The following is a 13,671-nucleotide window of genomic DNA, read 5'->3' as shown; positions in this document are numbered from 1 at the left end:
ATTATGAAAAAGTTCAATAAATTATTTTCGAAATTAAAACTGGCAATTCCATTGCTGGCGCTCATTTATGTATTCCAATCTTGTGAAAAACATGATTACGCGGCAGGATCGCCAAGTCCATACATCTCATTAGAATATTTGAGAGCCGTGTATAAAGGACAAGATATACAGCTAACTGAAGACAAAGTAAGTTCTGCAAAAGAGATTACAGGTTTGGTAATTTCAAATCATCAGAATGGAAATGTTCCCGAAGGCTTGATTCTTATGCAACAGTATAAGAATGCACAATTCAGAGGTATTGCTATAAAGGTTGGATCTATTGCAACGAATTACTTACCTGGTGATTCTATTGTTGTCAATATTGAGAACAAAACCCTTAAAAAAGACGGATATCTTTATCTTGATGGGGTAACTGAGTCTGATATTCAAAAAATTTCATCTAGTAATCAATTACATAGCCGACGTACGAATGCAAACGCAATTAATTCACGCCCTGATGTATTTGAGAGTACATTAGTATCTATTCTAGGATGCGAAGTTTTCCCTAAACCTACAGAAGGTGAAACTTTAGAAGGTGGAAAGCTATTGTTGAACGGAGCAGATACAGTAACCTTGCGCACATTGCCTACAGCAGATTTCGCACAAGAGAAACTTCCGAGAAACATTGAAATAGTTGGTGTTTTGTTAGGATCTAAAGCTCCTGCAACGACAAAATTTGACATCCTCCCATTATTCTACTCTAACATTAGAGATATCTCCGATCCTGAAATCCCAGGAAACCTAGGTGCAATGCCATTGATCATTACTGGATTTGTAAATGACCCGAATGGCGGAGATGGAAATTATGAATACATTCAGCTTCGTGCCAATACGGATATCGATTTTACAGAAATTCCTTTCTCATTGATTTTGGGAACTAATGCGGGAGCGGCTACTCCAAATCCTGGAGCTCCTCCAGCAGCAGGCTGGGCAACAGGTGGAGGAAGAACGTATAAGTTTAATTTAACCGAAGGAAAAGTAAGCAAGGGCGAATTTTTCTATGTTGGCGGTAGCCAAAAAAGAATTAATGGTCCAAACTCTACTTCTATTTCTGCAGCGAACTGGATTAGAACAATCGCCTATACGACTACCGCTGGTGATGGTATAGGAAATGCGAGTTCAGGTCTATTGCCAAATAGTGGAAATGCCGGTGCAATAGGTTTGTTCGTTGGAACGAATGTCGGAGAACAAACAGTTCCGATTGATGCTGTCTTCTTCGGTGGAACAGGAACAGCGACAATTGTTGATTCCATAGGCATTAAAGGTTATCGCATTGGCAACAATGACCATTACAACGTGACTAACCAAACGACTGGCGAAGCACAGCCTTTGTTTTCAATGGGAACCAACCAATACCGCATCCCACATTCAACCCCTACTGATGTCGGTTTCTTTGTTAAGCTTGGCGGTGTATTTAATACAACTACTCGCAAATGGACAACTCCAAGAAACTATGTATTCCATACGATGACAAAATCATCTGTTATCAGTGAATTAGAAACAGGGGAAAACATTACCGTACTAGAAGATTAATAAGTGTATATACTATCCAGAATTTTTCGTAAATTTCTGGATAGTATTATTTTACTTAATCCTGTAAAATGAATTATAAAACCATCATCTACCCTTTTTTACTGTTGCTTTTTATTTCTGCTTCATGTGGAAAAAAGTTGCATGTTGAACAGCCAACAAACGGAACAATTGAAATAAGCCAACTTGATATTCCTAAAAACTTTGAAATTGTGATCAACAAAGATTTTGAATTGATTGGTAATGGTTTCAAAGCCGAAGACTTGATTCAATTTAGGTCATTGTCTGAAAACAGCATGTTTACAATTCCGATCAAAGAGATAAAGGGAACACAAGCTATACTTCCCTTTTCAGAGAAGATTCAAGAAACTTCGTATGACTTGACATTAGTAAGAAATGACAAATCAATTCACTTAGCAAATGTCGACGTAAGCCTAATCTTCAACAAAGACATTCCTGAGAAAGAAGGTATGACTGTCAAAGGAACGGTATATTCTAAAGGCAAAGGCGTTGCAAATGTGATTGTTTCAGATGGTGTTGAAGTTACCTCGACCGATGCAAATGGCATCTATTATTTGGCTTCTGCCAAAAAAAATGGCTATGTGTTTATCTCCGTGCCCTCCAATTATGAAGTTGCAACAAAGAATACAATTCCTCAGTTTTACAAAAGCCTAAATGGCGAAACGTCAAAATCAGAAATCAAAGACTTTGAATTGACTTCGGTCAACAATGAGAACCATACGCTGCTAGTGATGGCCGATATGCATTTGGCAAATAGAAATGATGATCTTTCCCAATTTCAAAAAGGTTTTATGGCAGATGCCAAAGCACTGATTGCAAAGACTTCTGGCAAAGTCTATGGACTGACTTTAGGAGATCAAACTTGGGATGCCTATTGGTATAGCAATAGTTTTGCCCTGCCGGAATACCTGAACCAGATGAAAGATCTACATATTCCGATTTATAATACGATTGGAAATCATGACAATGATCCTTACGTTGCCAATGACTGGTTATCTGAAAATGCATACCGCAAGACGATTGGACCGACTTATTATTCATTCAATATTGGAAAAGTACATTATATTGTTTTGGACAATACCGTTTTTAATAATAACGGTGGCTCGATTGGTGTTGTTGGCGATCGTTCGTACGAAGCTAGGATTACGCAAAATCAGCTTGATTGGTTAAAAAAAGATTTAGAGACCATTTCGGACAAATCTGCTCCTATCATTTTGGCAATGCATATTCCTTTGCATACAAACCCCAATATCAACAATTACAATTACTACTTAAAAAATAGCAAAGACCTTGTTGCTAATCTGGAAGGATTCAGCAATATCCAAGTATTGACAGGCCATACACATGTTAATTACCGCATTGAAAGTCCGACGTTGATGGAACATAATGTTGCTGCTGTTTGTGCGACTTGGTGGTGGACAGGACGTTCGGGTTATGCCGGAAACCATATTTCAAAAGATGGAAGCCCCGGAGGTTATCAAGTTTGGGAGAATACTGGAAAAGACCTGACATGGTATTACAAGAGCATTGGCTATGACAAGACGTATCAGTTCAGAGCTTATGATTTAAATAACGTTCACATTACGGCAGATAAATTTACGCCAAAGGCGAATGACACGTATAAAGCGAAAGTTCCGACTTATGCAAAAGAATATGCAACGAAGAATAGCAAAAATGAAATCCTGCTGAATGTATGGGGATATGAGCCGAACTGGAAAATTACAGTTACCGAAAATGGAAAACCCTTAGCGATCCAGCGTGTTCACAAACCGGATCCTTTGCACATTATCTCCTACTCGATGCAGCGCTTAAATGTTAATGCCAACCCGACGGATTCATTTGTCTCCAGCTCGACATCGCATTTGTTTTTAGCGACAGCTTCAGATGCAAAATCTACAATAGACATAACCGTTGAAGACCGTTTTGGAAATAAATCCACACAAAAAATGGTTAGGCCAAAAGAGTTTAGCACCTCAATGAATTAATGATTATTTTTGGGAGTATATAGCTTGTGCTCCCAATTTATATTCTACTAAAATGATAAAAAAGAATTCACTTATAGCCGCTGTATTATTAGCCGCTTTAACTACACATGGATGTAAGATGCAAAAAACTGTTGCTCAAGATTCGATACCTTTCCCAGCCTTTGCGTATGAAGGACATCGTGGCGCACGTGGACTTTATCCAGAGAATTCAATTGGCGCAATGAAAGTCGCCATTGATCTTCCAAAAGTAACGACATTGGAAATGGATTGCCACATCACGAAGGATAAGCAAGTCGTGGTCTATCATGACCATTACTTAAATGCAAAATTTGTGTTGGATCCGAATGGCAAAGAATTGCAAGGAAATCAAGGCCCATTGATTTATGACCTAAATTATAAGGAACTTGCCGCTTACGATATCGGAACAAAGCCTTATGCAGATTTTCCGCAGCAGAAAAAAATAGAAACACATATTGCCTTGCTAAGTGACCTGATCAAAGAGTCTGAAGCTTATGCGAAGCTAAAGCGTCATGCTCCGATGTTCTATAACATTGAGACAAAAAGCAAAGAGGGCAAAGATGGCGAATACCATCCTGCTCCTAAAGAATTCTCAGACCTGTTAGTCGCTGAAATAACGAAAGCTGGTATTGCATCCCGCACCGTTATCCAATCTTTTGACAAACGTACGATCCAGTACATCAATAAGAAATACCCAGCTATCAAAACATCCTACCTGATCGATGCCAAAAACAAACAATCGATTCAGGAAATCATTAGCGAACTTGGTTTCAAACCTTATATCCTGAGTCCTAATTACAAAATAGTAACGGAAGACTTATTAAATCAAGCAAAACAGCAGGGCATTAAAGTAATTCCTTGGACGGTCAATACAGTTCAAGAAATCGAATCTTTAAGGAAATTAGGTGTCGACGGAATTATTTCCGATTATCCTAATCTGTTTTAGCATACTTATACATCTACCAAAAAACGATCATGTCATTAAATATATTCAAACCCGCAGCTCATAAAGAACCTTTGCCGCTCGACCGTGTCGATCCTGTCTATAAAACTTTGCGCTGGAAAGTTTTCTTAGGGATATTTATCGGCTATGCCGGATATTACCTAGTACGGAAAAACTTCAGCATGGCCATGCCTGACTTATTGGAACAAGGCTATAGCAAGTCAGATTTAGGATGGGCTTTATCAGGCGTGTCGATCGCTTATGGATTGAGCAAGTTTTTTATGGGAAATGTATCTGACCGAAGCAATGCGAGAGTTTTCTTGACCGTCGGACTATTGCTTTCCGCTTGTACGATGATCTTTATGGGATTCGTTCCCTTCGCTACCTCTTCCATCCTACTGATGTTCGTCCTGTTATTTATCAACGGATGGTTTCAAGGAATGGGATGGCCAGCCTGTGGACGGGTGATGGTGCATTGGTTTTCCGTAAAAGAACGCGGAACTAAAATGTCTATCTGGAATGTTGCCCATAATGTGGGTGGCGGATTGGTTGGTCCGATTACGATCTATGGAATGGAAATCTTTGCCGACTGGCATAGCAAGTTTTACTTTCCGGGAATGATTGCGATCCTATTCGCTATTATAGCTTATGCTTTGGTGAGAGATACCCCCCAATCCTGTGGCCTGCCTCCTATTGAGAAATATAAAAATGATTACCCGAAGGATTACAGCGAAAAGAATGAAATTGAGCTTTCGGCAAAAGAAATATTCTTTAAATATATTTTCAATAACAAAATGCTTTGGTATATCGCTTTCGCGAATGCTTTTGTGTATTTAGTGCGCTATGGTATTCTTGATTGGTCGCCGACCTACTTGGAAGAAGCCAAAGGATTTTCTGTTAAGGAAACTGGATGGGCATATTTCTTATATGAATATGCCGGAATCCCTGGAACTTTATTGTGTGGATGGATTTCGGATAAAGTCTTCAAAGGCAGAAGAGCTCCCGCAACGATTATCTATATGCTATTGGTACTAGTGGCTGTTGTTGTGTATTGGAAAAATCCTCCAGGAAATATCCTTGTTGACAATATCGCATTAGTCGCTATCGGATTCTTGATCTATGGTCCGGTAATGTTGATCGGTGTGCAAGCATTGGATTTAGCTCCTAAGAAAGCTGCAGGAACAGCTGCAGGATTAACAGGATTATTCGGTTATATGGGCGGAGCTTTATTTGCGAACATCGCAATGGGATACGTTGTTGATCATTTCGGATGGGACGGTGGCTTTATTGTTATGATTGCTGCCTGTCTGCTCGCGATTGTATTTACGTCTTTTACATGGAATAAAGAAAAAGAACTATTAGGATTGAAGGGGTAGAAAGTTTTTCAAAGTAAAAAGCTTTTCAAAGTAAAAAGTAAAAATTCAAAAGTAAAAAAACCTTTATGCGTATTAATTCATTCGCTAGCGCACGCGTTTCGCGTGTGCATGTTTTATCTTGAAGAATCTAAAATGTAAGTTTGAGACTCTTCGTTTCACTCAGAGTGACAATAACGCATATTGTTCGCTATTCTGGATGTTCCGAAAGGGCATCCAGAATCTTTGATAAAAGCGGATTTTTAATCCGCAAATAAACTAGTCTTTCGGGATTGGAAATCCCGTTTATTATAAGTTCGACATCTCCCTTCGGAAGATATCGAACAGCGGAGTGACAATTATACATATTGTCATTCTGAGGGGTAAAATTTTGCGCGCAAAACTTTTGGAATAGGATGACAATGTTTTGCTGATTGATGTTTTGTTGCGTAAGACCTGGAGATAGTAAAGTTTGGATTATACTCTCTTTTAAAGCCTCGTCAGAGGCTGAATGTTTGTAGAAATACGTAAGAGATTTAATGCGTGCCCTAGGTACGCAACCCAATCGAAAAGATTCATATAGCTTAAAAATAAATTGTTGCGTACCTACGGCACGCTGCTTTTATTGCGCATTCCTTTGCTACAAGTATTTTGCTCCTACGGAGCAAGTTCAAAAGCAATACATTTTCCAGTCAATGTGTCCTAAGCACAACCGCTTTGTAGCAAACATCCCAGCGAAATATTCTGTACGGTAGGTACAATCCTTTTCCAAAAGGAGCGTGCCTAAGGCACGCATATATTTATCAATTAATCTTGCTACAAAGCGGTAGCTCCTACGGAGCAATATCTGTATGGCTTAGCCAGTATTAAATCTGTCATTGGTAGCGCAGAGAAGAATCTAAGACGTACGTTTGAGAATCTTCGTTTCACTCAGATTGACAAAATCCTTGCTCCTTGCTCTTTATTCCTTACCCGAAAAAAACTTATTAACCACTAAATCGTTACTCGACCACCTGTTGCTGGTATGGTAGCCCCGGAGATATAAGACGCTGCTTCGGATGCTAAGAAGACATAGATTGGAGCAATCTCAATGGGTTGCCCCGGCCTTCCAATCGGTGTGTTATCGCCAAACTTATCATGTTTTGGAATTGTGCTCGGAATTAATGGCGTCCATATCGGGCCTGGAGCGACAGCGTTAACCCGAATGCCAGAACCATCTTCCAAAAATAGTTGTGCTAAGCTCGCTGTAAAATTCTGAATAGCGCCTTTGGTTGCTGCATACGGCAATAAAGTAGGATTTGGGTCGTAAGCATTGACCGAGGTTGTATTGATAATCGAACCTCCTGCTGGAATATGGCTTTTTGCATGTTTGACTAAATAAAACATTGCGCTCATATTGGTTTCAAATGTTTTGTTCCATTCTTCAGCTGTTATCTCTTCGACCGTTTGATAAGTCATCTGATATGCTGCATTATTGATAATGATATCAACCTTTCCGAATTCCTTAACACATTTGTTTACAATCTTTTTGCACTGCGCTTCCGAACGAATATCGCCACGAACTAGTATCGCTTTACGGCCTGCTTTCTTCACCCATTTAAGCGTGTCTTTCGCATCTTCATCTTCTACTTTATCCAGATAAGAAATTACTATATCCGCTCCTTCTCTCGCCATCGCAATGGCAACTGCTTTTCCGATTCCAGAATCGCCACCTGTAATAATGACGGCTTTGTCTTTTAATAAGCCATTACCTTGATAGCTCTTCTCACCATGGTCGGCTTTTGGTTTTAAATCTTTTTCAACACCTGGCGGTTTTTGAGTTTGCTTTTTAAACGGTGGACTCGGATACTTTTTGATAGGATTAGCTTGATTTTTCGTTTTCATATCATTTTCATTTGGTATATGCTTGTTTAACATACCATATTGAAAAATGTTTCTTTGGAGTAAATTCAGGAGTTTAATTCAAAAGTTAAAATTCAAAATTCAAAAACATTTCTAGGTAATATAGGTCGATAATGATTGTTGAGAATCTTCGTTTTATTCAGAATGACAATTACACCTAATGTCATTTTGAGCACAGCAAAGAATCTAGGATGTAAGTTTGAGACTCTTCCGTTCCGTCAGAATGACAATATTTAGCTATTCAGGATGTTCCGAAGGGTCATCCTGAATGTCTGATAACAGCGGATTTGCAATCCGCTCTATTTTGCGGGATTGCAAATCCCGTTTATTCAAAGTTCGACATCTTCCTGTTTTCAAAGTAAAAAGTAAAAATTTAAAAGTAAAAAAACATTTCTAGTCACTAACTTGAGACTCGTCCATTCCGTCAGATTGACAACTTGCGCCTGCTAATAGCGCTGTTTCATTATCCACTAAACACCCCTCTGAAATACTTAATGATATAATAACCTCCAATAAGGGTGCTGTGTAATAAGGTAACAAATAAAAGATAAGCCCAATAAATCAACGAAATGCCACCTCCGTCATTAATAAAATAATTAAAATAGAAATACAGACTATATATTCCAAATAAAGCCAGATTGATTAGACCAAATTTTCTATTTCTTTTGATGGTATAGCCTATCGTCAAAAAGCAAATGATACTGCTCGTTATCAGAAGTATTAAATCGGAATTCATGATGTAATTAGTTGACGTTTTTCATTCATTTTTAAATTAAGAAACAGCAGAATCAAATTGCGAGAATCTTCGTTTCACTCAGATTGACAATATTCGCTATTTCGCTATTCAGGATGTTCCGAAGGGTCATCCTGAATGTCTGATAACAGCGGATTTGCAATCCGCTCTATTTTACGGGATTGCAAATCCCGTTTATTCAAAGTTCGACATCTCCCAGTTTTCAAAGTAAAAAGTAAAAATTTAAAAGTAAAAAAACATTTCTAGTCACTAACTTGAGACTCGTCCATTCCGTCAGATTGACAATTTGCGCTTGCGAATTCTCAAATCTCATATCTATCCTCTCATATCTCAAATCTCATATCTCATATCTATCACTCCTTAATCAGCGATCGATCCAAATGCACATAACCGCCATCGATATGGATTAGCTGTCCGGTGGTATGGCTGGATCTGTCGGAAAGAAGAAAGACAGCGGTATTGGCGATTTCCTCGGAAGTCGTCATTCGGTTTTGAAAAGGGATGCGGTCGGTGATTTTCTTTAGGGTTTCTTCCGGATTATCGAGCGTCTTGATCCAGTTATCGTATTGAGGCGTGGACGCTTCGGCAACGACAATCGCATTGACGCGGATATCAAAAGGCAATAATTCTACGGCCCACTCGCGCGTAAGCGCATTTCTTCCGCCATTGGATGCAGCGTATGCGGAGGTATTCCCCTGCCCCGTTTCGGCAGTTTTCGAGGAAATATTTAAGATTGGGCCTTTGGATTTTTTAAGTTCATCCAAGGCATAATGTGCCATTAAGTAATAATGGATTAAGTTTTTATGCAGAGATGCAACAAAGCCTTCGTAGCTACCAGATGCCAGACCGACGCCATCATTAACTCCTGCATTATTGACCAAACCATCAATTCGATTGTACTTCTGGATGACGGCTTTTACAGCTTCTTCGCATGCTTTCGGATCCGATAATTCGGCTTCGACAGCAAATGCTGTGGCCCCCAAAGCTTCTACTTCCTGCTGTATGATCAGGTTATCTGCTTGCGTACGGCCGACAATGACCGGAATCGCTCCTTCTTTTGCCAAAGCATGCACAATACCACGGCCTATTCCTTTCGCCGCTCCGGTTACTACAATGACTTTATCTCTTAGATTTAAATCCATTTTCTTTTAAAATTTATAAATGCGCTTTGCATTCTCTCCCCAAAATCCATTCAGCTCCGCTGAAGTAAAATCCACCAAATTATTCTCTACAATCGCTATCACTTCTTCATAACTGGCAGCCAAATAGCAGACCGGCCAATCAGAGCCGAATAACAAACGGTCCTTTCCAAAACTGCGAACTGCATGCTGTATGTACGGCGCAAAATCTACCAATTCCCAATTTTCCCAATCTGATTCTGTCGCTAGTCCAGAAATCTTGCAGGCGACATTTGGCAGACGACCCAATTCATCGATAAACTGCGCCCAATCTTCAAATGCTTTATCTTTGATATTTGGCTTCGCCATATGATCTAAAATAAACTGCTGTTCGGGATTGTTGCGAACACAGGATAATGCCGCTGGATAATGAATAGGTTTGACCAATAAATCATAGGTATAGCCATACTCCGTTAGCTTTTCGATGCCTCCCTGCACCGCATCACGAAGCAAGAAATCGGGATCAGATTCTGCTTCAACGATATGCCGGAAGCCTTTGATAATCGGAAATTGCCTGAAATGATTCAGTTGTTCATGCAGCGTAGGCGATTGCAGATCAACCCATCCGACTACCGCTTTAATCATCGCGTACATGGTCGATAGATCGACTAGAAACTGTGTCTCCTGAAGCGATTGGTCAGCTTGCACAGCGATTACGCCGTCTATCTGATTGGCTTTTAAAACGGGTGCAAGATCCGTCGGCATAAAGTTGCGTTGCAATACAGCCATTTCATCTGTAATCCATGCATCTTTTACCGCATCGTATATCCAAAAATGTTGATGAGCATCTATTCGCATATGGTTAATTATTATACCCCTTATCCCCCAAAGGGGGAAACAAGGATTGATATTATTTTTTTAAATAGAATATTTAATTCAAATTTCTATCGATGCATTTTTCCCAATCACTGATAGCGTAATCCGAAATTAGGGCTATGTTCTCTTTCCATCATAGTTCCCCCTTCGGGGGCTAGGGGGACTTAGTGGGATTTAAAACTTACCACTTCCTGTCTTGCTTCGCCCAAACCATCTGCTCCTAATTCGACTACATCGCCAGGTTTTAAATAAATTGGGGGATCAAATCCCAACCCTACACCTGCAGGTGTTCCTGTAGAAATCACATCGCCTGGCAATAAGGTCATAAATTGGGAAACATAAGCCACAACAAATGGCACAGAGAAAATCAAGTTGCTTGTATTTCCGCTCTGGAAAGTTTTTCCATTCACTTTTAGCCAAAGCTTAATGTTGTGAATATCTTCAAATTCATCTTTCGTCGCCAAAAATGGGCCCATCGGCGCAAAGGTGTCGCATCCTTTTCCCTTATCCCAAGTTCCGCCACGTTCCAACTGGTATTCGCGTTCGGAAACATCATTGTGCAATACATAACCTGCTACAAAATCCAATGCTTCAGCTTCTTCGACATAGGATGCTTTCTTTCCGATCACAATTCCTAATTCTACTTCCCAATCTGTTTTTGTTGAATTTCTGGGAATCATAATCTGGTCATTCGGCCCTACCAGCGATGTGCTGGATTTCATAAAGATAATCGGTTCGGCAGGAATTTTAGCTCCCGTTTCTTCTGCATGATCTTTGTAATTTAAGCCAATACAAACGATTTTAGATGGACGAGTAAATGGTGCGCCCAAGCGGATATCCGCAGGCAATTCAATCAATTTGCCTTCATTGTCTTTGACAAATTGTTCTAATCGAGCCAAACCATCTTCGGCAAAAAACGCCTCGTTATAATCTCCACCAAACGAAGCCACACTATAATTGATGCCATCGATCTGAACACCTATTTCTTCACCGCCAACTTCACCGTAACGTATTAATTTCATATCTATTTTTTAAACTTAATTATTCAATTTTATAAATCCACCATCGATGGGGTAATCATTCCCCGTAATAAATCCGGCATCATCCGAACATAAAAACAAAGCTAACTTAGCAATTTCTTCTGGCTTTGCCATACGGCCAATGGGCTGCGACTGTGATAATTTTTTGAACATCTCGCTTTCTTTACCCGGATAGTTTTTAGCGATAAAACCATCGACAAATGGCGTATGCACACGCGCTGGAGAAATGCTATTGCAACGGATATTATCGTTCAGATAATCGCGTGCCACAGATAAAGTCATCGCAAAAATAGCGCCCTTGCTTGTTGAATACGCAAAACGATCGGCGATACCGACCCATGCAGCAATCGATGCTAAATTTAAGATCGCGCCACCGCCATTTGCTTTCATCCGTGGAACTACTGCAAACAACGTATTGTAAGCCCCTTTCACATTGACATTCAGCACCCGATCAAAATCATCTGCTGCGCAATTTTCTAGATTCCCAACATGGGCGATCCCGGCATTATTGACTAGGACATCAATCTTTCCGATTTCGTTTGCAATTTGAACAATTGCTTGCTGATCGGTTACATTTGCTGCATGAACTTTGGCTTGTCCGCCTGTTGCCACAATTGTTTCCGCTACTTGATTGGCACCTTCTACATTCAGATCCACAATATGAACGACAGCGCCCTCTGCTGCAAATAATTTACTGATGGCTTCGCCAATCCCACTTCCTCCGCCTGTAACAACCGCTACTTTACCGCTTAATTTTGACATTATTTTTCTGTTAATTTTAGAACCAAATCATCCGCATTGATTGCATTATCAGGTATTTCCAATTGCAATCCCTCATCCGTTTGCGTAAAGCTAATCTTTTGATTGCCCGCAAAAGTGACAAGCGATTTGACTTTGGGAGCAAAGCCTTTGATTGTCAATGTACCCGATTTTCCATTCAACACGTGAATAAAGGTATTTTTTGTGTTTTTTGTTAATGCATAATCTTCATGCGGCGCAACAAATCCTCCGCGCGTATTATAAATAGTTTCTCCGTAGGTTGACAGCCAAGCGCCCAATTCCTTTAGACGATCTTGCTGATAACCTTGAATTTGACCGTTCGGCATGGGACCGACATTCAACAGCAAATTGGCATCGTAACCAGCTGCTTTGACCAAGTAATGCAGAACTTCTTTAAAAGTCTTCTGATGGCGATCCTTGATATCAAAACCCCAAGATCCAGCGATCGTTCCGCAGACTTCTTTTGGAAGATGCCCAACATCATCTGCGGACGTTCCAAACCCAGTTTTATTTTCCCCAGGAAGATCGCGTTCGAACATCTGGAAATCTTCTCCGTCGATGGGTGCGATATGGTGGTTGTTTCCAATCAAACATTGCGGTTGCAACTGATGGATCAATCCATAGATTTCCTTGTAATGCCAATCTTCGTCGGGCTTATCCCAATGCCCGTCAAACCAAATCCCATCAATACGTCCGTAATCGGTCAGCAACTCGGTTAACTGGCTTTTCATAAAGCCAATGTAAGAATCCCAGTTCCCTTTAGTCGAATCCCGTCCAACGATTCCTTTTCCGACTTTACCTGTAGGCAAGTAATCGTCGCGTTTCCAGTCCAATAAGGAATAATAAAACATGATCTTAATATCTTCTGCCCGGCAAGCTTCGACAAGTTCTTTCACGATATCCCGTTTAAAAGGCGTTGCTTTAACGATATTGTATTCAGATGCTTTTGAATTCCACATCGAAAATCCATCATGGTGGCGCGAAGTAAACGTAATGTATTTTGCACCGGACTGCTTGAACAATTTCGCCCATTGCTTTGCATCAAAATCAATCGGATTAAAAAAGCTCGGCAACAAACTGTATTCATCCAGCGCAAAGTTCTGGTTGTTCATCACCCATTCGCCATCCCCTAAAATACTATATACACCCCAGTGGATAAACACGCCAAAACGAGAGGCTTCAAACCAAGCTCTGTTTTCGATATTTGCTTGCGAAGGAACGTATTTTTCTTGCGCATGGCTCAGAAAAAAACTTTGTAAAAGCAGAAAGATAATTAATAACTGTTTCATATTGGAAGGTTTTAGTTTATAATG

10 protein-coding genes are annotated in these 13,671 nt (G+C 40.1%); 4 read left to right on the top strand and 6 right to left on the bottom strand.

Annotation, left to right across the window (positions count from 1 at the left end; genetic code table 11):
• The first annotated feature begins 3 nt into the window (after positions 1-3).
• From C4F49_RS14120 to glpT, 4 genes are all read left to right on the top strand, one after another.
• Positions 4-1,572: a DUF5689 domain-containing protein gene (locus tag C4F49_RS14120; RefSeq protein ID WP_196936490.1), complete on the top strand. Its 1,569-nt coding sequence runs from the start codon at positions 4-6 to the stop codon at positions 1,570-1,572.
• A gap of 68 nt (positions 1,573-1,640) precedes the next feature.
• Positions 1,641-3,575, top strand: coding sequence for a calcineurin-like phosphoesterase C-terminal domain-containing protein (locus C4F49_RS14115; protein ID WP_196936489.1), 1,935 nt, complete (start codon positions 1,641-1,643; stop codon positions 3,573-3,575).
• 52 nt (positions 3,576-3,627) lie between these two features.
• Complete coding sequence (locus tag C4F49_RS14110; RefSeq protein ID WP_196936488.1) at positions 3,628-4,539, top strand: glycerophosphodiester phosphodiesterase family protein; 912 nt, start codon at positions 3,628-3,630, stop codon at positions 4,537-4,539.
• Between the two features lie 29 nt (positions 4,540-4,568).
• Positions 4,569-5,912, top strand: coding sequence for a glycerol-3-phosphate transporter (glpT, locus tag C4F49_RS14105; protein WP_196936487.1), 1,344 nt, complete (start codon positions 4,569-4,571; stop codon positions 5,910-5,912).
• Positions 5,913-6,881: 969 nt separating this feature from the next.
• Here glpT and C4F49_RS14100 read toward each other — a convergent pair.
• The 6 genes from C4F49_RS14100 to C4F49_RS14075 form a co-directional block, all read right to left on the bottom strand.
• A complete protein-coding gene (locus tag C4F49_RS14100) occupies positions 6,882-7,772 on the bottom strand; it encodes an SDR family oxidoreductase (protein WP_196936486.1) in 891 nt (296 codons plus the stop codon).
• A gap of 1,125 nt (positions 7,773-8,897) precedes the next feature.
• Complete coding sequence (locus C4F49_RS14095; RefSeq protein WP_196936485.1) at positions 8,898-9,686, bottom strand: L-fucose dehydrogenase; 789 nt, start codon at positions 9,684-9,686, stop codon at positions 8,898-8,900.
• A 6-nt stretch (positions 9,687-9,692) separates the two neighbouring features.
• Positions 9,693-10,520: an amidohydrolase family protein gene (locus C4F49_RS14090; protein ID WP_196936484.1), complete on the bottom strand. Its 828-nt coding sequence runs from the start codon at positions 10,518-10,520 to the stop codon at positions 9,693-9,695.
• A 182-nt stretch (positions 10,521-10,702) separates the two neighbouring features.
• The gene (locus C4F49_RS14085) at positions 10,703-11,560 is read right to left on the bottom strand and encodes a fumarylacetoacetate hydrolase family protein (protein ID WP_196936483.1); all 858 of its coding nucleotides are present in this window, start codon (positions 11,558-11,560) and stop codon (positions 10,703-10,705) included.
• A gap of 15 nt (positions 11,561-11,575) precedes the next feature.
• Positions 11,576-12,340, bottom strand: a complete 765-nt coding sequence (locus tag C4F49_RS14080) for an SDR family NAD(P)-dependent oxidoreductase (protein ID WP_196936482.1) — start codon at positions 12,338-12,340, stop codon at positions 11,576-11,578.
• On the bottom strand, positions 12,340-13,647 hold the full coding sequence (locus C4F49_RS14075; protein ID WP_231388320.1) for an alpha-L-fucosidase: 1,308 nt from the start codon (positions 13,645-13,647) through the stop codon (positions 12,340-12,342). Before C4F49_RS14075 ends, C4F49_RS14080 begins: the two co-directional genes overlap by 1 nt.
• Positions 13,648-13,671: the final 24 nt, after the last annotated feature.

Origin of the sequence: Sphingobacterium hungaricum (assembly GCF_015210005.1) — a bacterium.
Taxonomy (GTDB): domain Bacteria; phylum Bacteroidota; class Bacteroidia; order Sphingobacteriales; family Sphingobacteriaceae; genus Sphingobacterium; species Sphingobacterium hungaricum.
Note: the sequence above shows the minus strand (reverse complement) of the source record. Positions and strands in the feature narration are given on the sequence as shown.